This window comes from Spiroplasma gladiatoris (genome assembly GCF_004379335.1).
Classification (GTDB): Bacteria; Bacillota_I; Bacilli_A; order Mycoplasmatales; family Mycoplasmataceae; genus Spiroplasma_A; species Spiroplasma_A gladiatoris.
Genome location: NZ_CP038013.1, coordinates 1065229 through 1090553, shown reverse-complemented (window position 1 = coordinate 1090553; position 25325 = coordinate 1065229). Strand labels below are relative to the sequence as shown.

Genomic DNA, 25325 nt, shown 5'->3' with positions numbered 1-25325 from the left:
ACTTTTATTTTAATAAAGATAATATAATTCATTTATATAGTAAAGGAAATATAATTATGATTATAGTAAATGAAAAAAAATATAACTTAACACTAGTTGGTTTTGAAAAAGATTCTTTAAAAAAAGATTTTATAATCAATGAAGTAGGACATACAACTTTATCAATCGAAGAAAAAACAATTTACTTATGTTTAGAAAAAAACTTAGAAGATAAAAAAATACAAGATATTTTTTCTAAGATTGTTAGTTCAGCAAAGTATGATTTAAATATTGATTTTAATTCAATTTTAAAAGTTTTTAACAATGATAAAGAAATTTTTAAATTAATCGTAGAGATAATTTTATTTAGTACACATCAGCAATTTAGTTTAAAAGAAACTAAACCTAGTTTTAAAAACTTTAGCCTTTTATTTGATAAAAGTTTAGAAGAACATTATCAACAAGCAAGTATTAAATTAGAATATGTAAATTTTGCAAGAGATTTGCAAGACTTACCGCCAAACTTAGGAACTTCAATTGAAATTACAAATATGATTGAATCAAAAGCCAAGGAAATACCGGATTTAAAAGTGACAGTATTAACTAAAAAAGAAATTGAAGATAAAAAAATGGGATTGTTATTGGGTGTTAATGCAGGTTCTTATATTGACCCAAGAGTTGTTATCTTAGAATATTGTACAGACAAAAACGTAGAAAAAACAGCATTTATAGGCAAAGGAATTACTTTTGATTCTGGAGGGTACAATTTAAAAGGTTCTCAATTCCTAGCAAATATGAAATTTGATATGTCAGGAAGTGCAATTGTTAGTGCAGCAGTTCTTGCTCTTGCAAAAAACAAAGCTAAATGCAACGTTGTATCAGTCGCTCTTTTAACTGATAATCGAATTGGAGGAAAAGCTACTTTAACAGAATCTGTTCTAACTTCTATGAATGGTAAGACAGTTGAAATTGGAAATACTGATGCAGAAGGAAGATTAGTACTAGCTGATGGAATGACTTATGCAATAAGAGAATTGAATGCTAAAAGATTAATAACAGTAGCTACTTTAACTGGAGCGATAAGAATTGCTTTAGGTCCTTGATATACAGGTGCTTTTAGTAATGATATTAGTTTTTATGAAGAATTTGTAAATGCGTCAAAAAAATCACATGAAAAAGTATGAAGGCTACCTTTAGATGATGAGCATTTAGAGGTTATGAAGGGTTCAAAAATAGCTGATCTTGATAATTCAGGAACAAATGGTTTTGCAGGTTCTTCAACTGCAGCTGCATTTTTGAATGTTTTTTCAGAAAATAACTCATATATTCATTTAGATGTTGCAAGCACTGCTTATGAAGATAAAAGAGGAAAAGCAGTTATGACTAGAACTTTGTTCGAACTTATGAACAAGTAATTAAAAAAATCTTGATTATTGATAATCAAGATTTTTTATTTTTTAATAATTAAATTTGAAATAGTTACTACCGTTGATGTTAATAATAGAATTGAATTTAAAGCAATAAAAGTATAAATATTGAATGGAATTGCTACAAAAAATACTGCAAATAATATATAAGTTGTTAAAGAATATAAAACATTTCCATTTAAGTGATCTAGAATAAATGCGCCATTAATTCCTTTTTCATTCAGCATATTTTTATAAACTCGATCTTGAGATCTTTTTAAAAGGATATATGCTAAACCCATAACAAATTGTGAAAAAATAATTATAAGTTTATAAACAAGATTAATATTATTAAAACTTATAAATAATGCAACTAATGTAAAAGTAAATATTACTAAAAAAGTCATCATAAACATAACATTTGATAAATAATTTATTTTAATATTATTACTATTTTTTCATTTAAATAAATACCCAGCAGCTCTTCCAACATGTTTAAGTAAAAAACCACAAAATATAAATAAATATATTCTAGGTTGAAAAAACTCTAAAGTTAAATTTTTATTTGTAAATGATATAAAAAAGAAAAATATTAACCCATATTCTAAAAACTTTTCCAAACCTATAAAGATACTTTGTGTTAAAGATATTGATAAAAACTTTTTATTTTTAAATGCGTCTCTAAAATCTTCTTTGCTTACTTTTAAAACATTGCCATCACTCATTATGTTTCGATTCAAGCACAAAATAAATAGGACAATTAAAATAAGAAATAAATATAATGTCATTGTATAAACTGACTTAGTAAAATTTTCTAATAAAAATGGAAATGGTATTAAAACAAAACTACTCATAGTAATAATTTTATTTACATTATTTTTTTGTCCATTTCTAAATTTATAACTTTTTAGAATTTCTATGTTCATTGGAATAAATCCGGCAATAAAAACTCCAAATAAAATTATTCCTAAAATCATTAAACTTAAAGCTAAGTTATAATTTTTCAACATCATTCCTAAAAAAACAAAAGTAAGTGCAACAATTAAACCAACACAATTGTGTGTCAAGACTAATTTATTATTAGTTTTCTTTTTTAACTTCATCCACTGTGGAGTCATAATTAACATCACAATAGGAAGAATAATTAATAACAAAATGTATTTATATCCATAATAATTATTAATAAGAAATGGTAAAAACGCTAAAAAACTCATTAAAATATTCATTGATATAATTAAAGAAATTAATTGGGCAACATAGTTGCTTTTTTTATCACTATATTTTTTCATTTTCTCAATCTCCTCTTTATCTCAGTAATCTAAATAATTACGGTTGATAATAAAACTATACTTTGAACTAATTTTAAATAAAACTATTTCTAACTTTTTAAAAGTAATGATAGGTAAAAATAAATAAACAACAAATATTATATGCATCTCTGCTGTTTTTGATATATACATAGCAGTCGCATTTTGCAAATCACTAATTACTAATCATAATAAAAATATAAAAGTATCATACAAAGTACTTATGATTAATAATAATAAAAAAATTGATCATTTATTTTTTAAAAGCATTTTTCTTAAAGAAAAAAATATTACAAAAGTTAGCAGATTTGTTAATAAAAAGCTTACACCATCAAAAATGGGGATTTTATAAAGAAAAGCTAAAGCAGAAGTTGTTAAGGTAACAAAAAAAGCAATATCTCAGGTCATCATTAATGATAGTAGTGCCAACATTAAAAAAGACACATCAAGTCCAGGTACAAAGCTAAATAGTAAATTTAAAATAGTTAAAAAAGAAGATAGAAGAGCAGATATTGTGATTTTAAATATCAGTTTTACTCTATTATTTTCCATGGTTCCTCCTCTAAATTATTAAATAATTTAGAGAAACTAGTGAAAATTATTCATACTTTTAATTAAGTGTTCCATTTTAACCTCTAGTAAAATATTAACACTTTATAAAAAAATTCTAATTTTTAATTTAAATATTATTGCTTATATAATAACTTAAATAATATTATATAATTTAACCATGAAAAGAAATGAAGCAAAAAAAGATTATAAATGAGACTTTAGTCATCTTTACAGAAGTAAAGATGAATTTTTAAGCGACTTAGAAGTTTTTAAAAAAATGTTTGATGAATTAGAAGAGTTGAAAGGAACATTAAACATAAAAGAAAACTTTTTAAAATATTTGACAATTGATAAAAAAGCAGATTATCTAATTGATAGACTTAGTCAATATGTTCACATGTATGATGTTGATCAAACTAATACTGAACTACAAGAATTAAATTCTATGTTTTCAAATACATATCAAGAAAGCATTTCAAAAATTAGTTTTTTTAGTCCTGAAGTATTATTGATAGGTAAAGAAAATATATTAGACTTTTTAAAGGATAGTGAGTTTGAATCACAAACTTATAGCTTTGAAAAATTGTTTTCAAAACAAAAACATATTCTTGATGAAGAACAAGAATCTATATTAAGTAAAGTGTCCAGAAGTAGGAATGCTATTGGCGAACTTTATGATAGTTTAGCTTATGCAGATAATATAGAAGAAAAAATAATTTTAAATGGAGAAGAAGTGGTTGTAGACTCAACTGTTTTTAGAAAAGTAATGCAAGACTCTGATCCATTAAATGATCAAGAGTTAAGAAAAGAAATATGAGAAAAAAGATTTTGTAATTATAAATCAAGAAAATATTCCTATGCAAAAATTTATGAAGGAATTTTATTAAAAGATGTAGAAGATTATAAAATTAGAAACTATTCTAGTAGTCTTGAAATGAGTTTGAAAAAAGATAACGTTCCTGTAAGTGTGTATGAAAAACTATTAGAAGTTGGGAAAAAACATATTAATGTTTTAAAAGAATATTATTTAACATTAAAAGATAAATATAATTTAAAAATATTTAATACAACGGATAGAGAATTAACTTTAACTAAAGAGTTTAAAAAAGTTTTTAGTGTAGAAGAAGGTTTAAAAATAGTTAAAGAATCATTAAATGTGTTAGGAGAAGAATATATTTCTTATTTACAAAAAGCAACCAGACCAAATGCAATTGATTTTTATGAAGACAAATCAAAAAGAAGCGGAGCATATTCATCTGGTTCTTATGGTGTTGACCCAATTATTTTAATGAACTGGGATGATAAATTAAATTCTGTAAGCACACTAGCTCACGAATTGGGCCATTCAGTTCACACATATTTAGCATGCAATTATCAACCTTATCCGCTAGGAAATTATCCACTGATTTTAGCGGAAGTGGCATCTACTTTTAATGAACATATTTTGTTTGACTATACTTACAAAAACCTAAAGGATGACTCAGAAAAAGTATACTTGTTACAACAAAGAATTTTTGATTTATGTTCAACATTTTTTAGACAAATTCAATTTGCTCAGTTTGAATATGACGCTCATAAATTAGCTGAAGCAGGAGAACCAATTACCGCTGATAGTTTAATGAATTTATTTTTAAAAGTAGAAAACGATTATGGTTACAATATATTCGACGATAAAGACAGAGATGCATATCAGTGACCATATATTGGACACTTCTTCTTTTCGCCATTTTATGTTTATAAATATGCAATAGATATTGTTGCAAGTTTCAAATTGTATGATGACTTTAAAAAAAGAGGACCAGAAAGTATTTTAAAATTTTTAAAAGCAGGAGGTCATAAAGATCCATTAGAAATTTTAAAAGATAGTGGTGTTGATTTTGATAAAGAAGAAACTTATCTTCCATTAATTAATGAAATAGAAAAACTTACAAAAGAACTTAAAAAACTAATTTAAAAAGGAAATATATGAAGAAAAAAATTATATTCACACCAGGACCCCAAACTACAAAAGGGAACATAAAAAGACAATCGATTTTTCACAGATCAGTAGAGAGTCAAGAAATTGTTAAAAAAACAAAAGAAGTTTTATGTAAAGAGTTTGGCTCAAAAGAAGTTTTAATTGCTCAAACTTCTGCAAGTGAATTAATTAATATTTTTTCTTTGTCTTTAAAAAATAAAGTTACAAAAAATAACAAAATTGCTGTAATAGATACAGGAAACTGATCTGAAAACATTGTTAGAATTTTAGAATCTAATAAATTTATTGTAAATAAAATTGATAAAAGTATTTTTGATAAATCTAAAACAGAGTTAGAAAACTTTATTGCAAGTTTAGAAGAAACTTTGGTTTTTGGATTACTTAATGAAACTTCAACAGGGTGTATATATGACTATAAAAATATTTACAAAGAAATAAAAAAACAAAATAAATATTTATTTATTGATGCAGTTAGTTACCCTATATTTTATAGAAAAGAAAATAATTTAAATCAAGAGTGTGATTTTCTGCTAATGAGTTCAGCAAAATCTTTTCACTCAAACCCAGGTTTTAGTTTTCTGGGTTATTCAAAGTCATTTGAAGAATATGATATATTTGAAAATAATTATTATTTTTCTTTACATTTAATGCATAAATTTTCAAAAATAAATCAGTTGCCACATACTTATTTTACAAATAACTTACAAGTGGTTTGTGAAGATATAGAATTTACTTTAAATAATAAAGATAAAATTACTAAAAAGATAAATGTTTTAAAAGATAAATTTATTGAAGAAATGTCAAAACTGGGTTTTTTAGTTAATAATAAAAAAGATATTATAAACTCTAACTTAATTGTTTTAATTTGTCCTCAGAAAATTAAAGCATCTGAATTAATATCTTTTATGTATAAAAACAATATATTTGTTGGAGGAGATCAAGCAAATTTAAATTCTATAAGAGTATGTATTAATTATCATAATAATATCTCAGATGTTAAAATTTTAATTAACTCCACAAAAAACTTAAAATAATATAAAATCAAATGAAATTTTTTTTCATTTTTAAAACCTGAGAGTAATAACTTTGAAAATCTAAAATTAGAATAATATAATTTTTTTTGGGTGAGAACCTATAGAAAAGAGCTTTTAAAATGAAAAAATTATTAAGTATATTAGGGGCATTGGGAATGTCAGCTACTGCATCAAGTGCCGTTGTTGCTTGTCCTAAAAAAACAACAACCAAAATTGATTTAAACGATTTAGAAAAAAAAGACTTAGGTGAATTCTTTTTAGAAACAGCAGAAACTAAACCTTCTCTTAAAGAAATTGTTGAAGCAATAAATACTTTAAATAAAAATTTTAATTTAACAGAAAACGATGTAGAAATCTCTTCAGAACCTGTTCAAACTCTAACTTCTGCAACACTAAACTCTAAATCTAATTCTAAAACATTTACTGGAAGTGTGAATGTAGTTTACAGAGTAAGTGAAAAAATTGATGAATTGACATTTACAAAAAATAAATCTGATTCAGACGTAGTAAATTACTTTATGAACTCAGAAAATATAGACATAATTATGGGAAATAATGTTAAAAGTAAATTAAAGTAGAAGATAATAAGTTATCAGAAAACTATGACAATACTGATTTAAGTCAAGAAAATGTGCAAGAAGGCTTCAAAGCTTTAGGAGTTCTACAAGGTAAATTTATTGACTTTCTTCCTAAAAAAGAAGAAGAGAATGACTTATCTTTAGATAGATTCGCTTATATTTTTGAAGAAACTAAAAATCTTAAAGATAAACATGAAAAAATTAGTGAAAACGAAGTAAATGTAACTTCATACAATTTATTTTTAAAGGGTATAAAAAATGATAATAAATTCACTTTAAATCTTTACAAAACCGATTTCAAATCAACTACAGTAGATCAAAAAACAATCGTTTCAGATGCTAAAGCAAAAATTATTTTTACAAAAATAATTAATTTATAAAATAAAAAAATAAAACGAAAAAATTTAATTTTTAAATATACTTTGCCAAGTATACAAAATGTTTTTTAAAAAAATACTTCAAAATTATTTAAGTATTTTTTTTATGTGAAATAAAACCAATATAAGCATATGCTGGAGATCCATTATGTTTAATCATTATTCTTGTATAGTTATAAAACTCTACATAATTATCTATTACCTTTTTTAGATTGATAAAACTATTTTGTTTTAATTTAGTTTTTTATTCTTCTTTTAATGAAGAGAAAAAAGTTTCACACATTGTATTATCAATAGAATTGCCAGGTCTAGATAATGATGTTATTATGTTATTTTTTTTAGCATATCGCCTTGCAAATACAGATGTGTACTTAATTCCATTATCGGAATGAATAATTAGTTTTTTAGATATATCTTTTCTATGTTGCGAAGCTTTTTCTAGTGATTTTTTATAAATATCTATATCGTTTTTTAAAGATACTTCATGACCGACTATAAACCCAATGTTTGCATCTTTTATAACACTTAAATATGCAACTTTTTGTTAAACAGTATATAAGTGACATCTGTAACTCATAACTCATTTTTTGAGTATAAAGATCAGTTTCTATTAACATGATTAGGACCGTGTGTTATTTTTTTGACTTCTTTAAGCTTTCTATTCATTTTTTTAACTCTTATAACTGAATATAATTTAAATGTTTTCATAATTCTAGCTATCTTAGTTTGACTTGCAACAACGCCACTATTATTTAAAACTATTTTTATTCTTGGTGCCCCATAAATTCCATTATTTTTTATAAAAATCTCTTTTATTTTAGAAGCTAAATTCATATCTACTTTTAAGTTAAATTCTGGCTTATTTTTTTTACATCATCGATAATAACTAGCTCTGGTTATATTTAATAATTTACATAAAGAAAAAATTGTATATTTATTTTTATATTTATCTATTATTTTGTAATAATTAATTATTCTTTTTCTGAATCCTCCATTAGTTCATTGAACTTTTTTAAAACCTCATTCTCCATTTCTAATCATTTTAATTTTTTGTTAAGTTCAGCAATTTTTTTGTCTTTTGGATCTTCTGAATTAGTTCTAATTTTTCCGTTATGTTTGTTGTGTTTTCCCGTTTTTGAAATAAGTGATTCATCACCATAAACTTCTCAATCTAAACACATTCTTCTAACTGTTGAATATGATATGTTGTAAGTTTTTGATAAATCTCTAAAAGATAAATTTTGCTTAAAGTACTTATTTATTAATTCTTTTTTAGTATCAAAATCTAGAATATTTGATTTGTTTCCTTTTAAATTTGTCATATAAAAAATTCTCCTTGTATAATTTTATGTTTTTTTAACATAATGTATACTTAGAGAATTATATTTAGAAATTTAATTTTTGGTTTTATTTTTTTATTTATGAAAACAATTTCATGTATAATTTTTTTCATACATAACTTATACACTGAGAATTTATTTTTCAACTTTTTTTTGTAAGTATTTTAGTACTTCTTTAACGTGTTTTTTAGGATCTACGTCCATATAAGAATTAACAACTTCTAAGTGTGAATTTACAACAAAAGTACATCTTCTTATGCTGTTGCTATCAGGACTTATTAAATCTAATTTATTAATTAAATCTTTATTAGTATCTGCTATCAAAGGAAACTCTACATTATAGTTGCAAGCAAATTGATTTTGCTCTTCAACATTATCTGCACTAACACCAACAATATTATAGTGTAAGTAATCAAAATCTTTTTTTCTTTTAGAAAACTCTAATAACTCATTAGTGCATCCTTTAGTACCTGCTTTAGGATAAAAAAACAATATTAGTCCTCTTGAACCCATTAATCTAGATAAATTACTTTGTTCTCCTGTGTCTAATTGATAAATTTCGTCTTTTAAAACCATCTTGGCCCCCTTATATTAATATAATAACACTAAACTTCTTCTCCGTTAAGTAGCCTTTCTAGATACTCGCCAAGTCCACCTTCATCATTGGTTAAGTTAGTAATACCATCTGCAACGTTTTTTAAATCAGTTGTCCCATTTTTCATAGCAACTCCATAACCAACTTGTTTTATCATTTCATAATCGTTCATTTGATCTCCAAATGCAATAACGTCCCTAATATCTTTATTGTAATATTGTGCCAATATCCTTGCTACAAAACCTTTGTTAACAATTTTACTAGTTAAAGTTATCATTAAAGTTGATGAGTTACTTAAGTTACCATAAACATTTCCTGATTGAATTTTAACTGTATTTTTAAATTTTTCTAATTGTCTAGTTATAATATCTTTTTCATCTTCATTTGATACAAATAAACACAAGTTTGTAGCTGGTCCTTCTCAGTTTTCATAAGGATCAGCAATAAAATATTCATCATCATCAACATCATCTAAGTGAAAAAAGTTTTCAATAAATTCATCTTTTTTCATTACAAAAGCTTTATTATAAGATTCAATTAAAATGTTAGTTACATATTGCTTAATAATGGGGTTGTTTATTATTTCAAAAACTACTTGTTCACTAATTGGTAAAACAACTCTTTTAAATCTTCTTTTATAGGGATCATGAATGTGTGCTCCATCAAAATTAGTCATCAAACTTGTTAACCCTAATTGTTTATAAAAACGCATTGTCGCTCTATGAGGTCTACCTGTAATGATACAAACTGTATGACCTTCACTACTTGCTTTTTTTAAAACTTCTAAGGTTTTTTTGTGAATTGTTTGTCCATCTTTTCTTAGAGCAGTTCCATCCAAATCAATTAAAATTAATCGTTTTTTATTTAAGTGTTGTAATTTCATAACTTTCCTTTCTTATAAATTATTTAATTATTATTTAATTATAATCTTTTTCTATTATTTTTTAATTATTTAATCAAAGAAAAAATTTTTGCATTTAGTTATGTTATTTTTATAGTATAAAGAAATATTAAGAAAGGATTAAAAATGGCTATTCAAAAAAGACAATGACAAACAAAACCAAAACAAAAAACAATTGCTGGTTTATTTATGCAAGGGTGCAAACAAAAACCGATTATTGCTTTTTTTGCTTTAATTTTTATAATTGCTGTTATTGGATTTACAGTACTAAATATTAAAATTGCAGAAAGTATTGTAAAAATTTTAACAGCACAAAACTTAATTGATATGATTTCAAATAAAGACGGATCACTTCATGATATTTTTAAAGATTTAATAGAACAAGGTTATTTAACAGAAACACCAAATGCAGGATTTGATGTTGATAAGTTATTAGAAAACGAAGAACTTGTTAATAAAATATTAAAAAAACTTGGAAATGATGATGTCTTATACAAAGCGCATAAAGTTTATGTGGACTTATTTGGATTTGGATTTTCATTTAATGATTGAATAATTGTTTTAATATGTAATATTGGTTTAATTGTTTTAACAATGTATTTAAGTTACTTTTTTACAGGGATAATTGCTCAAACTAAAGAAAGCGATTTAAGAAGAGATACAATTACAAAAATAATTTCTCAGGATTTAAACTTTTTTCATGAAAACAAAACACAAGGATTAGTATCTTTAGTTGTAAAGGATATTGGTTTTATTGGAGAACAGCTAAAAATTGCACCAATTATTATTTTATACATAATCGGTAGTTTTGTTGGAGCTACTGTAACACTTGGAATTATCGATTGAAAAATTACTTTGTGTACACTTTCATTACTTGTAGCTGTTGTTTTAATTTCTCTGCTTGTTGTTTTTTTAATTTCTAAACCAACAAAAAAAATTAGCAATAAAGAAAAGGATTTAAATAATAAAATGGCTGAAAGAATTCAAGCAATTAGATTGGTAAAATCAGCTGCAACTTGAAATGAAGAACAAGATTATTTTAAAAACGAAACCAAAAAACTGGATTTAGATAAAAAATTAAGTTTAGCTTTAACTACAATTATTGCTGCATTGTTAGTTGGAGGAATTGGCAGTTTTACAATGGCTTCAATTGTATTTGGAAGTTTTATTTATACTGGTGAAACTGCAAAACTACTAACAATATTTAGTACATTTACAGCCGGAATTTTTGTTGTAATTACGCCACTATTTCAGTTAAAAGAAATTTTAGAAGGTGTTAATAGAGCAAAAAACAGCTTTAATGTTATTGATAAAATAACTTCAATAGTACCAAAAATTGATGTAAATAAAGAAAAAGAAATAGAGACAATTAATGGAGATGTAATTCTTAACAATATTACCTTTTCTTATCCAGATGATCCTGAAAAAATAATTATAAATAATTTAAACCTTGTATTGAGAAAAAATAAAAAGTATGCTTTTGTTGGACCTTCTGGTAGTGGTAAATCTACTATTGCAAAACTATTACTAAGATTTTATGACCCAACTGATGGTTCTATTTTGGTAAATGGAAATACTGATTTAAGCGAACTAAATTTAAAAAGTTGATTAAAACATGTAGGGTATGTTGACCAAGAACCACAAATATTTAGTGGAACTATTATTGAAAATATATCTTATGGATTAGAAGATTTTACAATGGAAGATTTAATTTCTGCATGTAAAAAAGCAAAACTACATAGTTTAATTATGTCAATGCCAAAAGGATATGAAACCGTACTATATGAAAGAGGTTCTCAATTGTCTGGAGGACAAAAGCAAAGACTAGTTATAGCAAGAGCTTTTTTGAAAAATCCAAAAATTTTAATTTTAGACGAAGCGACAAGTGCTTTAGATAATATTGTTGAAAAAGAAATTCAAGAAGAACTAGATAAACTTATGATTGGAAGAACAACAATAAGTATTGCTCACAGACTATCAACAATTAAAGACTTTGATGAAATATTTGTCCTTGACCCAAAAGTTGGTATATCACAAAGAGGAACTTTCCAAGAGTTAATAAAAATTAATGGTATGTTTAAAACTTTATATGAAACTTCAAATTAAAAAAGCAACTAAAATTGCTTTTTTAATTTGACTACATAAAAATAAGTAATAGTTTTATTATGTTAAAATAAAACTATTGTATTCTAAGGAGATAATAATGAAAAGATTAAGTGCAAATGATATTAGAAAAATGTGACTAGATTTTTTTAAATCTAAAAATCATTATTTTTTAGAACCTGTTAGTTTAGTTCCTGTTGAAGATCCAAGCTTACTTTGAATAAATTCTGGGGTTGCAACTTTAAAACCTTATTTTGATGGAAGATTAAATCCTCCTTCTCCAAGACTTACTAATTCACAAAAGTCAATTAGAACAAATGACATTGAAAATGTTGGGGTCACAGCGAGACACCAAACTATGTTTGAAATGCTAGGAAATTTTTCAATTGGTGATTACTTTAAAAAAGAGGCTATAGAGTTTGCATGAGAATTGCTGACTTCAAAAGAATGATTTGATATTGATAAAAATCTTCTTTATATAACAGTTTTTGAAGAAGACAAAGATGCATATGATATTTGAACAAAACAAATAGGTGTTTCAAGTGATCATATATTTAAAGGAACTAGAAAAACTAACTTTTGAGATGTTGGTCAAGGTCCTTGTGGTCCTAATACAGAAATTTTTTTTGATAGAGGACAGAAATGAGATCCTAACAATTTAGGAACTAAACTTTTAGTTGATGATATTGAAAATGACCGTTATATTGAAATTTGAAATATAGTCTTTTCTCAATTTAATAACGACGGTAATAATAATTACACAGAATTACCGAGAAAAAACATAGATACAGGTGCTGGTTTTGAAAGACTGGTATCAATTTTTCAAGATACACCAACTAACTTCGAAACAGATTTATTTTTACCAATAATTAATAAAGTTGAAACTTTATGTGATTTTAAATACTCAATTGAAAATTATTTTTGCGAAACTATTGAACAAACAAAAATAAATACAGCTTTTAAAGTAATTGCAGATCATATAAGAGCGGTTGTTTTTGCAATTAGTGATGGGGTATTTCCAGGAAATAAAGATAGAGGATATATAATTAGAAGACTTATTAGAAGAAGTAGTGTTTATGGGAGAAAACTTGGCATTAATAATGCATTTCTGTATCAACTTGTTGATATAGTTGCTGAAGTTATGAAAGAATTTTATCCTTATATTGAAGAAAAAATATTAACAATTAAAGCTATTGTTGAAAATGAAGAAAAACGTTTTTTACAAACATTATCAAAAGGCTATGAACATCTAGAAATGATTATTAATAAAGAAAAAATTGTTAGTGCTAAAAACGCTTTATTATTATTTGAATCATTTGGTTATCCAGTCGAATTAACTGTTGAAATTGCAAATGACAAAAACATTGAAGTTGATGTTGAAGGATTTAACAATTTACTAGAACAAGCAAAAGAACTAGCAAGAAGTTCAAGAAAAAATGACAAAGCTTGAAATAAACAATCTGTAATTTTAACTAGTCTTGATGTAAAAAGTGAATTTGTAGGCTATGAATTAGAAGATTGTAAAACAACTATTAATTTCATGTTTATTGATGACAAACAAGTTGAAGAAATTTCAAATAACATTGTATTTTTGACTTTAGAAAAAACTCCTTTTTACGCCGAAAAAGGAGGTCAAGCATCTGATATAGGTACTCTTGTTGATGAGTTTGATAATAAACACAATGTTCTTGATGTTCAAGTTGGTCCAAATAATCAACATATCCATAAAGTTCAGGTTAACGGGACACTTAAGGTCGGTACAAATGTTATTGCAAAAATAAATAGTGAAAAACGTTTTTACACTATGAAAAACCATTCAGGAACACATATTTTACAGTCTGCTATTCGTGAAGTTTTAGATAAATCAGCATTACAATCTGGTAGTTATAACAATGAAAAAGGTTTAAGACTTGACATTAGTTACAATCGCTTACCAAGTCAAGAAGAAGTGGATAAAATACATACAGTAATAGAAAAAGCAATTAAACAACAAATTCCAGGAGAAATAATTTATTGTACTTTAGATCAAGCATTAAATGAGCACGATGCGTTAGCGATTTTTACAGATAAGTATGGTGAAAAAGTTAGAGTAGTAAAATTTGGTTCTTTTTCTTGTGAATTGTGTGGTGGTACTCACGTAAAAAATACAAAAGATATTGAAGATTTACTTATCACTAATATTGATTCAAAAGGTAGTGGTGTTTATAGATATCATGCAGTAACCAGCCATAAAGAAGTGGCGAAAGTTTTAAATGAACAATTTTTAAAACAAAAAGCAGAAATTCGTCCAACAATAGATAAATTTAATGAGTTTAAAAAACATGTAGAAAATATAGAAATTGAAAATATTATTAAAGAAATAATAAGTATGCCTGTAACAAAACGAAACTTAGCAATATTAAAAATAAAAGTATCTGATTTAAAAAATAAATTTAAGTTATATCAAAAATCTGTTGAAGATATTTTAATTGCTAAAAAACTATCAAAATATAAAGATATTATTCCTGAACAAAAAGAAGGAATAAATTATATCGATTTAAATATTGAAGATTTAGAAATGAAAGAAATGAAAGCTTTATCTGATTATTTACAAAATCAACATAATAATTTAATTTTAAAACTAATAAATAATGAGTTTAAAGTTTATATTGTCAGTGTCGGACAAAGTATAACTTCTACTCATAGTGCAATAAATATATTTAAAAATACAACAAACTTTAAAGTTAAAGGCGGAGGTAATGAAGCTTTTGCACAAGGTAAGATAATAGACTAAAAGAAGGGAATAAAGTAATGTTTGATATAAATAAAAAAAGTAGAGAGTATAAATTTTTATTTGTACCGGGAGTTATTATAGCGTCTATTTCGTGTGTTACTTTTTTGTTATCTGGAGTATACGACCAAGAAATCGATGATTTTTTTAAAGATGGAATTGATTATATTCCTGTAAAAATTTTTACAGTTTTTATGGAAGAATTTGGAACATACAGTTTACTATGTTTATTATTTTTATTTTTAGGAGTTATTTGAGAAACTTTATATTTCTATCAAATAAATTACTCAAAGAAAAACTTTGTTAAAAATAATAAATGATTAGTTTATATCTATTATTTAATAAGCTTATGTATATGAATTATAACAATTTACACATCAATAGTTGAAGGTTTTAAAAAAGATTTTGGGTTTGGCCCAGGCAATGATCCTTATTCACTTGCAGACCTAAATTATAGAGTGTACGCTCTAATAGTTATAAAAATCTTAGAACTAGGAGTAATGTTAGCTGGATTTATTTTTTTAAGATTTAAACTTTCTAAAAGAAAAGATATATTAACTAACGAATATTGAATGGATTCTTTAAAAGGGATAAGTTATATTGCTTTTATGTACATGGTTGTTGGTGCTGGTAAAACTTTTTTTGGTAGACCATACCCATACTCAGTTAATTTTGATGAAATTTTAAGAAAAACAGAAGAAAAAGGTTGAACATACACTCCTGAAACGGGCTATTTTGGAACAGGAATTGATGGAAGAGAAAATGCAACTTATTTTCCATGATGAAAACCAAACGATTTTTTTGGAAACATTAAATACTGGTTTGATTTTAATGCCCATCAAAAAGACAATAATGGCTGGTGAAATAGAGATTTTCCATCAGGTCACACAACCTCAGTTTGTGGAATGACTTCAATAATGTTTTATTTTATTGGTCCGAATAAAAAGCGTAATTTAAAATGATATAAAATATTTTACATTTATATGATAATCGGCTTCTTGTTGCCAACAATGCAAATGTCATTAATTCTTCAAAGAACCCATTGAGCTAGTGATTTAGAATTTTCAAATATAATAGCACTTAGTTTTATACCTTTAGCTAATTACTTTGTTAATCGTCATGTTAGATATTGAAAAAATAAATGAAATGCAAAACATTTTGAAAAATTCTCAGGATTTATTAAAGAGCAAAAAAACGGATTTAAAGTTTATGTAAATACTACTTATGGTTATATTGTAATTTGCAAATTCTATTATGGTAAAAATAAACAAGCAAAAATCGAAAAAATTATTAATAAATACAATATCAATATTGAAAAATCTATCAATTAAAAGATAGATTTTTTTATAAAAAATTTTTATAAAATTAAAAATATTTTTAGTTTGTTTATAAAACAAAAAAAAATTTAAAAACTAAATATAATTAGAAAAAGGAAGTGTTTATGAAAATTCTTTTAAAAATTAGTTACATATTAAAAATTACTTTATTCATATATTTTGGATATACATTTTTTTATGTATTTACTAATAATTTTGACTACAATGTAATTCTTGATAAAGTTGCATTTGGTTTACTTGCTTTATTTTTATTTTTTAGTTCATTTGCACTAATTATTGAGTATTCTAGATATATTGATAATTTAAATATTGAATCAAAACACACAAAAATTCTTAAAAACTTTATTAAGTCTAAAAAAATAGCTTCACTTTTAAAAACTATAATAGTTTTTTTACCAATTGCAGTTTATCGCATATTTATAGGTGTTCAAAAAAATAATTTAAGTTACTGAAATAATAATTTTTTAATATTTTTAATATTTTTTACATCATTTTCTATCTTATTGACTTTAATTGCTTATATTTTATTAATAACTTATAAATACGAAATTAAAAAAAGAAAAATAATTAGAGAAGAACTAGAAATTGAATTATTTTTGATCGAATTTGACTTAAATGATCTGTTTGATTCAAATGTCAAATTAGTGGAAGTATATGAAGAAATATATTTTACATTTAACCAAAATGTTAAATTTTACATTTTTCATTTAAAAAGAGATTTTGAACCAATTATAAAAAAATATTTTTCAATTCAATTAAATAACAAAAAAAAGGCAACAACTCCTCCAACTATTGTTTTATAAACCTTTACAAGCTTATAAGACAATAGGAGAAAAGAAAAATGAAAAAATTAATTAGTTTATTAGCTGCCATGGGAATGGTATCTTTAACTGGAGCTGTTGCTTCAACAGTTGTAGCGTGTAAAAATGAAAAAACAGATTTAAGTAAATTAAGTGTAAAAGAATTAGGTAAAATTTCTGGATCTGGTACTTTGCCAACTATTGATGAAATTGTAAAAGCAATCAATGAAAAAAATTTAAATTATTGACTAAGCTCAACAGATATAGTGTTTGAAGGTACACCAACAACTTCTAAAGCAACTTTAAAAGCAAAAACAGACTCTACAAGTTTTAGTGGAAATGTTGAAGTAACTTATACTTATTCTGTTAGAGAAAAAACAGACTTAAGTGCTTTAAAGTATAAAAATATGCCAGCTGGGTATATGGTTGATGGAGTTTATGATAGAACTAATGCAGAATGATTAGGTCAAGATAAAGATCCAGACGAAGAAACTGTTCCACAATTAGATTATAAAATAAACGCAGAGTCAGTATTATTTTCTTTAAATGGAATGAATGGAACTAGTTTAACAACTAACGATGTTGATATTACTGTTGATAATATGGGTAATCAAGGACTTGGGGCGCTAGCTACAATTAAAGCAAAAGAAAATTCAAATGCAAAAGGGAGCGCAACATTATCTCTTAATAAAGATGTATCATTTTCAGGTCTTTTATCAAATAAGGATATCGATAACATTTATATAAATAAAGAAGCAAAAGATACATTAACAGATGATACAATTAGTAAAAATAAGTTTGCTTTTGCAGCTTTGATTATGGAAGCTATTGGAGCTAAAAATCCTGCATTAGAAGCTTTTGCTACTGTAATGGTAAGCGCAGGAGCATCTATTGCATTTAATTGTGATATAACAATGAATAATTTTAACGTTAAAAGTGTACCGGTTTTAAATGGTATCTTTGCCCAAGAAAGCAATGTTGGATTTACAATCAAATTTGCAGAAGATACAAGAGCTTATGTTAAAAAAGGTAAAAATAGTTTTGTTTTACCTAAAACAACAGATGTAAGTGATAAAAATAACTACATAGGAGTTAAAAAAGCTATATATGAAAAATTAGAGGCTGATTTAAAAGCAAAAGTTGATATTAATGAATTTACTAAATTTACAAGAGTTAGCTTTAAAGATAATAAATATACTGTTGTAATACTACCTGGATCAAATAAGTTATACTCTCATGACCAAATGGTTCCGCTGATTGCTTCAAAATTTATTTTAAGCGATGGAGAATTAACAATTAGTGCTACAATCGAAAAGTAATAAATCTATAATAATATTTTAAAATGAATCAAAAATCACTATTAATATAGTGATTTTTTTAACCTTTTAAAAAGATTTTGAATATTTATTGCAAAGTTTGATTCTTTGTGTAATAATAATTTGGCATGTATATTTTGTGTAGATAAGACAACACACTAATATCGGTTGTCAATGTGTAAGGAGGAGACCAATATGGCTCAACAAAAAATCAAAATCAAATTAAAAGGTTACGATCACGCTATTGTTGATCAATCAATTGCTAAAATTATTGAAGCAGCTGAATCTACTGGAGCTAAAGTTCGTGGACCTATTCCATTACCAACAGAAAAACAAATCATAACAATATTAAGAGCTACTCATAAATACAAAGACAGTAGAGAGCAGTTCGAAATGAGAACACACAAAAGAATACTTGAAATCGTAGAACCAACACCAAAAACAATGGATTCATTAACTAGAGTTCAATTACCAACTGGTGTTAACATCGAAATCAAATTATAGAAATTAACAAAGTATACATGATTATCATTTTATATTAATAACACAGGAGGAAATATCACATGAAAGGAATCTTAGGACGTAAGTTAGAGATGACACAAGTTTTTAGTGAGCATGGAACACTTATTCCCGTTACTGTTATTCAAGTTGAAACTAACAAAGTTTTACAAGTAAAAACAGTTGAAAAAGACGGATATGTTGCAACAAAGCTAGGAACTATTGATAAAAGAGCTAACTTAATCAATAAACCAGAAATGGGAGCTTTCAAAAAAGCAAATTCTGAACCTAAGCGCTTCGTTAAAGAAATCAGAGATATGAACGGATACGAAATGGGTGCCGAAATCAAGGTAACAGACGTATTCAATGCTGGTCAATTTGTCGATGTTACAGGAGTTTCAAAAGGAAAAGGATTTGCAGGAGCTATTAAAAGACATAATTACGCAAGAGGACCAATGGGTCACGGTTCAGGTTACCACCGTGGAGTTGGATCAATGGGTGCAATTATAAATAGAATCTTTAAATCAAAAAAAATGCCAGGTCACATGGGGCATGAAAAAGTGACAATTCAAAATTTAGAAATTATCAAAATTGATAGTGAAAAAAATTTAGTTCTAGTTAAAGGTTCAATTCCTGGACCAAAAAAAGGTTTTGTTGTAATTAGAGAAAATGCTAAGGGTGTTAAAGAAACAACTGCAGCGCAATTGCTTGTGAGAAATGCAAATAGTAAAACAGTAGAAGCAGCTTCTAGTGAAGAAGTTGCTCCAACTGAATAATTGGAGGTAAATTAACATGAAAGCACAAGTTTTAGATGTTAAAGGTTCATCAATCAAAGAAATCGATTTAAGCGATAAAGTCTTTGGGATTGAACCACACCAACAAGCAATATTTGATACAGTAGTTTCGCAACAAGCAGCTTTAAGACAAGGAACAAGAAAAACAAAAACTAGAGCAGAAGTTAGAGGTGGAGGACGTAAACCTTGAAGACAAAAAGGTACAGGTCGTGCACGTCAAGGTTCAATTAGAGCACCTCAATGAAGAGGTGGAGGAATAGCATTCGGACCAACACCAAACATAAACTATAAAAAAGCAGTTAATAAAAAAGTTAGACAACTTGCAATTAGAAGTGCTTTAAGTTTAAAAGTTAAAGAAGAAAACTTAGTAATTTTAGACAAATTCACATTCTCAAAACCATCAACAAAAGAAATGTTGAGTGTTATGAAAAATGTAAAAATTGATAATCAAAAAACACTAATCGTGACAAAAGATCACGAAGAAGTAGTTGTCAAATCAGCAGGAAACATTCCTGGTGTAAAAACTTTGGATTTTCAAAAAATGAATATATTTGATTTATTAAACGCAACTAAACTAGTACTTACAGAAGATGCTGTAGGACGTATCGAGGAGGTGTATGCATAATGCATTTAACAGAAGTTATTAAAAAACCTTTATTAACTGAAAAATCATATGCAGGACAACAAAACGGTGCATACACATTTGTAGTTGATAAAAGAGCTAATAAAGTTCAAATCAAAAAAGCTTTTGAAGAAATCTTTCAAGTTAAGGTTAAATCAGTAAGAACTGCTAACTATGACGGACAAGATAAAAGAATGGGAAGATTTGTTGGTAAAACAAATGCCTATAAAAAAGCAATTATTACATTAAAAGATGGAGAGAAATTAGACATCTTATCAGACTTATAGAAAAATACAAAATGTATAAATTATTATAAGTTATAGAAAGGCGAAAAGGAAGAAAATTATGCCAATTAAGAAGTACAAGCCTACGACTAATGGTCGCAGAAATATGACAAGCTTAGATTATAGTATTCTAACTACTTCAAAACCTGAAGCTTCATTAACTACAAAAGTTAATGAAAAAGGTGGAAGAAATAATCACGGTCAAATTACAACTCGCCACAAAGGTGGGGGGCACAAAAGAAAGTATCGTATTATTGACTTTAAACGTAATAAATATGATATTTCAGGAAAAATTGCCACTATTGAGTATGATCCAAATAGAAACGCATTCATTTGTTTAGTAAATTATATTGACGGAGAAAAACGTTACATATTATTTGCAAAAGGAATGAAAGTAGGGCAAGAAATTATTGCTGGTGAACATGCAGATATCAAAACCGGTAATGCAGCACCATTAAAAAACATTCCAGAAGGAACTTTAATTCACAATGTTGAATTAAAACCAGGTAAGGGAGGACAAATCGCACGTAGTGCAGGAAGTTCAGTTCAAATATTAGGAAAAGAAGATGACGGTAAATATGTTATTGTTCGTCTTGGATCTGGAGAAGTAAGAAAAATACTTGCTAATTGTTATGCAACAATTGGAGAAGTAGGAAATGAAGAATATAGCTTAGTAAACTGAGGAAAAGCAGGAAGAAATCGTTGACGTGGAATTAGACCAACAGTTCGTGGTTCGGTTATGAACCCAATTGATCACCCTCACGGAGGGGGAGAAGGAAGAGCTTCAATTGGTCGTAAAGCTCCATTAACACCATGAGGTAAAAAAGCTCTTGGTGTAAAAACTCGTGATGCTAAAAAAGCTTCAAACAAATTGATTGTAAGAAGAAGAAACGCAAGTAAATAGGGAGGGAAAGTAATATATGTCTAGATCACTTAAAAAAGGTCCATTTGCAGATGATCACTTATTAAAAAAAGTTGAAGCGTTGGGCGATAAAAAAGAAAATATTAAAACTTGATCACGTAGATCAACAATCTTTCCTCAATTTGTAGGGCACACATTTGGAGTTTACAACGGTAAAGAATTTATTCCTGTTTATGTTACTGAAGATATGGTTGGCCACAAACTAGGAGAATTTTCACCAACACGTAAGTTTGGTGGACACGGTGATGACAAGAAAAAGAAAAGATAGTTTTTTTTAAGAGGAAGTATTAGAGAATATGGAAGCAACAGCAAAATTATCAATGATTAGAATATCACCAAGAAAAGTTAGACTAGTAGCCGATTCAATCAGAACAAAAAAAATCTCAGAAGCAGTAGCAATATTACAAAATCAAGATAAAAGATCTTCAGAACCAGTATTAAAATTATTAAACTCAGCAGTTGCTAACGCAGTTAACAACAACGGTATGGAAGCTGACCAACTTTTTGTTAAAACAATATTTGTTAACGAAGGACCAACATTAAAACGTTTTAGACCAAGAGCTCACGGAAGAGCATATGAAATTTTAAAAAGAACAAGTCACATTACTATTATTGTAAGTGACGGAAGATAGGAAGGAATAGAAGTATGGGACAAAAAGTATCACCTAATGCAATGCGTATTGGTATCATCAGAACATGAGATAACAGATGATATGCAGAAAAAGGCGAATATGTTAAATGATTACATCAAGATATCAAAATTAGAAAAGCAGTTTTAAAACAATTAAAAAATGGAGCTGTTTCTAAAGTTGAAATCGAAAGAACACAAAAAGAAATTGTTCTTATCATCCGTACTGCTCGTCCAACTATCGTTCTAGGTCAAGAAAACAAAAACATCGAAAACATTATTTTAACTGTTAGAAAAACAATTAAAGATAAAAAAGCAGCAGTGAAAGTAAATGTAATAGAAATTAAAAATCCAGATGTTGATGCAAGATTAGTTGCTCAATTTATTGGAGAACAAATTACAAATCGTGCTTCATTTAGAACTGTACAAAAACTAGCAATTAGAAAAGCATTAAAAGCTGGAGCAAAAGGAATTAAAACTAGTGTTTCAGGAAGACTTGGTGGAGTTGAAATGGCAAGAACTGAAGGATATTTAGAAGGTTCAGTTCCATTATCAACTTTAAGAAGTGATATTGATTATGCTTTATATGAAGCAAGAACAACTTATGGACAAATTGGAGTCAAAGTTTGAATCAATCATGGAGAAATTCTTGGAAAACCAGGACAACATGTTAATAATGACAAAGTTATTGCGGATAAAAAATTTGATAGAAAACCACCAGTAAGGGGGACTAGATAATTATGTTAATGCCTAAAAGAGTTAAATTCCGTCGTCCACATAGAGTGAGTTACGAAGGAAAAGCAAAAGGTGGTAAATTTATTGCCTTTGGTGAATATGGATTAATGTCACTTGATGGAGCTTGAATTACTACAAGACAAATTGAAGCTGCACGTATTGCAATGACACGTTATATGAAACGTTTTGGAAAAGTTTGAATTAGAATTTTCCCACACATGGCCGTTACTAAAAAACCTTTAGAGGTACGTATGGGTTCTGGAAAAGGATCACCTGAAGATTGAGTAGCAGTTGTAAAACAAGGACAATTTATGTTCGAAATCGCTGGAGTTTCTGAAGAAGTAGCTCGCGAAGCTTTACGTTTAGCAATGCACAAATTGCCAGTTCGATGCAAAATCGTTAAGAGAGGTGATGAATAATGTCTAAAGTACTAGACCTTGTTATGGAATTAAGAGCAAAATCAGTTGAAGATTTAATAAAACAAAATGAAGATCATAGAGCTGAGTTATTTGCTTTAAAATTTCAAGCAGCAGTAGGAAGTTTAGAACAAACTCACAAAATTAACGTATTAAGAAAAAACATTGCACGTATTGAAACATTATTAGCTGAAAGAAAAAGAGCTGGAGAAGCAGTTGAAAAAATCGTTGTTAAACCAGATTATGCAAAAGCAGTTGACAATGCTGAAAAAGCAGGTAAAGCTGTAAGAGCAAAACAAAGAGAAATGATTGAAAAACTTCAAAATGAACAATATGGTGCTGGAAATATTGATGAAAATGCTATTGAAGCAGCTATGGCAGCAGCAACAGCTGACAATCAAATTGATAGCAACGAAACAAAAGTTGTTGAAGTAGAAGCTAAAAAACCTGTAGCAAAAGCAGTTGATGCTCCAAAAGAAGTTGTAGAAGAAGCTAAAGCTGCTGTAAAAGAAGTAAAAGCTAAAGCAAAAGAAGTAAAAGCAGAAGCTAATTTAGAAAAAGCTGAACAAAAAGTTGAAAAAGTTAGTTCAGAAGAAAAACCAGTTGCAAAAGCTAAAGCAAAAGTAGCTAAAGCAAAAGTAGAAACTGCAAAAGTTGAAGTTGAAGAAGCTCAAACTGAATTAAAAATTGCTAAAGCAAAAGTAGCTACTAAAAAATCTGTAACTACATCAGTTGAAGAACCAAAACCAGTAGGAATTGGTAAACCAGCAACTGCGACAAAAAAAGCAAAAGTTAGTGAAGCAAAAACAATTGAAGTTGAAGTTGGAGAAGCAAAACCAACAGGAAAAGGTAAAGCTGCGTTAGCAGAAGTAAAACCTAAAAAAATTAAAGTTGAAATAGCTAAAGGTGAAGACATTGAAGCTATTGACTTAAAATTAACAAAAAAACCAAAAGATGTTAAAACATATACTTATGGTTCAAATGCTGATGAAGCAAAAAAACAAATTGACGAAGCCAACAAGAAATTAGCAGAAAAAAAAGTAACTAAAACAAAAGGAGCTAAATAGTCATGGAAAGAAAAATAAGAAAGACATACATTGGTAAGGTTGTTTCAGATAAAATGAACAAAACTATCACTGTATTAGTTGAAACTTACAAAAACCACCCAACTTATAAGAAACGTGTTAAATATTCTAAAAAATATAAAGCACATGATGAACAAGAAATCGCAGGAATGGGAGACAAAGTTGAAATCATGGAAACACGTCCTTTAAGTAAAACTAAAAACTTTAGATTATTAAGAGTAATAGAAAAATCAGTTATTTAATTAAGGAAGGTACATTGAAATGATACAAAATGAATCAAGATTAAAAATCGCTGATAACTCAGGAGCTAAAGAAATTTTAGTAATTAGAAATTTAGGTGGAAGTGTAAGAAAATTTACAAATATTGGTGACATTGTTGTGGCTACTGTTAAAGCAGCAACTCCAGGTGGAGTTGTTAAAAAAGGTCAAGTTGTTAAAGCTGTAATCGTAAGAACTGTAAGAGGGTTAAGAAGATCTGATGGTACATATATTAAATTTTCAGAAAACGCAGCTGTTATTGTAAAAGATGACAAATCTCCAAGAGGTACGCGTATATTTGGTCCAATCGCAAGAGAAGTTAAGGATGCAGGATTTGCAAAAATCGCATCATTAGCTCCAGAAGTGTTATAGGAGGTAATTTATGACTAAATCTAAAATTTTAAAAGGTGATGTAGTAAAAGTTATTTCAGGTAATCACAAAGGAACTATTGGACCAGTAACTAGATTATCAAAAGATAAAACAAGAGTTTGAGTTGAAGGAGTTACAGGAACTAAACACTTCAAACCTAGTCAAACAGATCAAGAAGGTGGGATTCGTCAAATTCCAGTATCTGTAGATATTTCAAATGTAGCAGTACAAGATCCAAAAAATAAAGGAAATGGATCTAGAGTTGCTTACAAAATTACTGATGGGAAAAAAGTTAGAGTAGCCGTTAAATCAAAAGCGGAGCTTAAATAGGAAAAGGAAA

29 protein-coding genes and 1 pseudogene are annotated in these 25325 nt (G+C 27.0%); 23 read left to right on the top strand and 7 right to left on the bottom strand.

Going from position 1 to position 25325, the window contains the following annotated elements; translation table 4 throughout:
• Positions 1-56 precede the first annotated feature (56 nt).
• The gene (locus SGLAD_RS04925) at positions 57-1394 is read left to right on the top strand and encodes a M17 family metallopeptidase (protein WP_134298253.1); all 1338 of its coding nucleotides are present in this window, start codon (positions 57-59) and stop codon (positions 1392-1394) included.
• Positions 1395-1429: 35 nt separating this feature from the next.
• Here the strand turns inward: SGLAD_RS04925 and SGLAD_RS04920 are convergent, their stop codons facing one another.
• Positions 1430-3244 (bottom strand): hypothetical protein, encoded by a 1815-nt coding sequence (locus SGLAD_RS04920; RefSeq protein WP_134298251.1) that lies wholly within the window; start codon positions 3242-3244, stop codon positions 1430-1432.
• 178 nt (positions 3245-3422) lie between these two features.
• Between SGLAD_RS04920 and pepF the strand changes: the two genes are divergently transcribed.
• The 4 genes from pepF to SGLAD_RS04900 all read left to right on the top strand — a co-directional run bounded on the left by pepF (position 3423) and on the right by SGLAD_RS04900 (position 7214).
• A complete protein-coding gene (gene pepF, locus SGLAD_RS04915; protein ID WP_134298249.1) occupies positions 3423-5198 on the top strand; it encodes an oligoendopeptidase F in 1776 nt (591 codons plus the stop codon).
• A gap of 11 nt (positions 5199-5209) precedes the next feature.
• Positions 5210-6256, top strand: a complete 1047-nt coding sequence (locus SGLAD_RS04910) for an aminotransferase class V-fold PLP-dependent enzyme (protein WP_134298247.1) — start codon at positions 5210-5212, stop codon at positions 6254-6256.
• Positions 6257-6375: 119 nt separating this feature from the next.
• The gene (locus SGLAD_RS04905; RefSeq protein WP_134298246.1) at positions 6376-6834 is read left to right on the top strand and encodes a lipoprotein; all 459 of its coding nucleotides are present in this window, start codon (positions 6376-6378) and stop codon (positions 6832-6834) included.
• A gap of 53 nt (positions 6835-6887) precedes the next feature.
• Entirely contained in the window at positions 6888-7214 is a 327-nt protein-coding gene (locus SGLAD_RS04900; protein WP_134298245.1) for a hypothetical protein, read from the top strand.
• Positions 7215-7302: 88 nt separating this feature from the next.
• On the opposite strand, the gene SGLAD_RS05580 is transcribed toward SGLAD_RS04900, so the two are convergent.
• The 6 genes from SGLAD_RS05580 to SGLAD_RS04870 all read right to left on the bottom strand — a co-directional run bounded on the left by SGLAD_RS05580 (position 7303) and on the right by SGLAD_RS04870 (position 10029).
• Entirely contained in the window at positions 7303-7428 is a 126-nt protein-coding gene (locus SGLAD_RS05580) for an IS3 family transposase (RefSeq protein ID WP_425057124.1), read from the bottom strand.
• Positions 7429-7455: 27 nt separating this feature from the next.
• Positions 7456-7707 carry a hypothetical protein gene (locus SGLAD_RS05575; protein ID WP_425057123.1) on the bottom strand — a complete coding sequence of 84 codons (252 nt, stop codon included), beginning with the start codon at positions 7705-7707 and terminating at the stop codon, positions 7456-7458.
• Positions 7708-7736: 29 nt separating this feature from the next.
• Entirely contained in the window at positions 7737-8252 is a 516-nt protein-coding gene (locus tag SGLAD_RS04885; protein WP_134298243.1) for an IS3 family transposase, read from the bottom strand.
• Positions 8183-8533, bottom strand: coding sequence for a hypothetical protein (locus SGLAD_RS04880; RefSeq protein WP_134298241.1), 351 nt, complete (start codon positions 8531-8533; stop codon positions 8183-8185). The genes SGLAD_RS04885 and SGLAD_RS04880 overlap by 70 nt, the downstream gene beginning before the upstream one ends.
• Positions 8534-8686: 153 nt before the next feature.
• Positions 8687-9127 carry a peroxiredoxin gene (locus SGLAD_RS04875; RefSeq protein ID WP_134298239.1) on the bottom strand — a complete coding sequence of 147 codons (441 nt, stop codon included), beginning with the start codon at positions 9125-9127 and terminating at the stop codon, positions 8687-8689.
• A gap of 29 nt (positions 9128-9156) precedes the next feature.
• A complete protein-coding gene (locus tag SGLAD_RS04870; RefSeq protein WP_134298237.1) occupies positions 9157-10029 on the bottom strand; it encodes a Cof-type HAD-IIB family hydrolase in 873 nt (290 codons plus the stop codon).
• A 144-nt stretch (positions 10030-10173) separates the two neighbouring features.
• Here SGLAD_RS04870 and SGLAD_RS04865 point away from each other — a divergent pair, with 144 nt between their 5' ends.
• From SGLAD_RS04865 to rplX, 18 genes and pseudogenes are all read left to right on the top strand, one after another.
• Positions 10174-12153: an ABC transporter ATP-binding protein gene (locus SGLAD_RS04865; RefSeq protein ID WP_134298234.1), complete on the top strand. Its 1980-nt coding sequence runs from the start codon at positions 10174-10176 to the stop codon at positions 12151-12153.
• Between the two features lie 97 nt (positions 12154-12250).
• Positions 12251-14923, top strand: a complete 2673-nt coding sequence (gene alaS / locus SGLAD_RS04860) for an alanine--tRNA ligase (protein ID WP_134298231.1) — start codon at positions 12251-12253, stop codon at positions 14921-14923.
• A gap of 17 nt (positions 14924-14940) precedes the next feature.
• A complete protein-coding gene (locus SGLAD_RS04855) occupies positions 14941-16251 on the top strand; it encodes a phosphatase PAP2 family protein (protein WP_134298228.1) in 1311 nt (436 codons plus the stop codon).
• 110 nt (positions 16252-16361) lie between these two features.
• Entirely contained in the window at positions 16362-17060 is a 699-nt protein-coding gene (locus tag SGLAD_RS04850; RefSeq protein WP_134298225.1) for a hypothetical protein, read from the top strand.
• A 38-nt stretch (positions 17061-17098) separates the two neighbouring features.
• Positions 17099-18376: a Vmc-like lipoprotein signal peptide domain-containing protein gene (locus SGLAD_RS04845; protein WP_134298222.1), complete on the top strand. Its 1278-nt coding sequence runs from the start codon at positions 17099-17101 to the stop codon at positions 18374-18376.
• Between the two features lie 192 nt (positions 18377-18568).
• The gene (gene rpsJ / locus SGLAD_RS04840) at positions 18569-18877 is read left to right on the top strand and encodes a 30S ribosomal protein S10 (RefSeq protein WP_020834754.1); all 309 of its coding nucleotides are present in this window, start codon (positions 18569-18571) and stop codon (positions 18875-18877) included.
• A gap of 59 nt (positions 18878-18936) precedes the next feature.
• The gene (gene rplC, locus SGLAD_RS04835) at positions 18937-19647 is read left to right on the top strand and encodes a 50S ribosomal protein L3 (RefSeq protein WP_134298220.1); all 711 of its coding nucleotides are present in this window, start codon (positions 18937-18939) and stop codon (positions 19645-19647) included.
• 16 nt (positions 19648-19663) lie between these two features.
• Entirely contained in the window at positions 19664-20290 is a 627-nt protein-coding gene (gene rplD, locus SGLAD_RS04830) for a 50S ribosomal protein L4 (RefSeq protein WP_134298217.1), read from the top strand.
• Positions 20290-20574, top strand: a complete 285-nt coding sequence (gene rplW / locus SGLAD_RS04825; protein WP_134298214.1) for a 50S ribosomal protein L23 — start codon at positions 20290-20292, stop codon at positions 20572-20574. Before rplD ends, rplW begins: the two co-directional genes overlap by 1 nt.
• Positions 20575-20632: 58 nt before the next feature.
• Positions 20633-21475: a 50S ribosomal protein L2 gene (rplB, locus tag SGLAD_RS04820; protein WP_134298211.1), complete on the top strand. Its 843-nt coding sequence runs from the start codon at positions 20633-20635 to the stop codon at positions 21473-21475.
• 16 nt (positions 21476-21491) lie between these two features.
• Positions 21492-21761, top strand: a complete 270-nt coding sequence (gene rpsS, locus SGLAD_RS04815; protein WP_134298208.1) for a 30S ribosomal protein S19 — start codon at positions 21492-21494, stop codon at positions 21759-21761.
• 28 nt (positions 21762-21789) lie between these two features.
• On the top strand, positions 21790-22125 hold the full coding sequence (gene rplV / locus SGLAD_RS04810; RefSeq protein ID WP_134298205.1) for a 50S ribosomal protein L22: 336 nt from the start codon (positions 21790-21792) through the stop codon (positions 22123-22125).
• Positions 22126-22139: 14 nt separating this feature from the next.
• Complete coding sequence (gene rpsC, locus SGLAD_RS04805; RefSeq protein WP_134298202.1) at positions 22140-22859, top strand: 30S ribosomal protein S3; 720 nt, start codon at positions 22140-22142, stop codon at positions 22857-22859.
• Positions 22860-22861: 2 nt separating this feature from the next.
• Complete coding sequence (gene rplP / locus SGLAD_RS04800; protein ID WP_134298199.1) at positions 22862-23275, top strand: 50S ribosomal protein L16; 414 nt, start codon at positions 22862-22864, stop codon at positions 23273-23275.
• Positions 23275-23658 (top strand): annotated as a pseudogene (gene rpmC, locus SGLAD_RS05570) (50S ribosomal protein L29); the annotation flags it as partial. The gene rplP and the pseudogene rpmC, both read left to right, overlap by 1 nt.
• 683 nt (positions 23659-24341) lie before the next feature.
• On the top strand, positions 24342-24599 hold the full coding sequence (gene rpsQ / locus SGLAD_RS04790) for a 30S ribosomal protein S17 (RefSeq protein WP_134298193.1): 258 nt from the start codon (positions 24342-24344) through the stop codon (positions 24597-24599).
• Between the two features lie 19 nt (positions 24600-24618).
• Positions 24619-24987 carry a 50S ribosomal protein L14 gene (gene rplN, locus SGLAD_RS04785; RefSeq protein WP_134298191.1) on the top strand — a complete coding sequence of 123 codons (369 nt, stop codon included), beginning with the start codon at positions 24619-24621 and terminating at the stop codon, positions 24985-24987.
• Positions 24988-24997: 10 nt separating this feature from the next.
• A complete protein-coding gene (gene rplX, locus SGLAD_RS04780; protein ID WP_134298188.1) occupies positions 24998-25315 on the top strand; it encodes a 50S ribosomal protein L24 in 318 nt (105 codons plus the stop codon).
• Positions 25316-25325 lie beyond the last annotated feature (10 nt).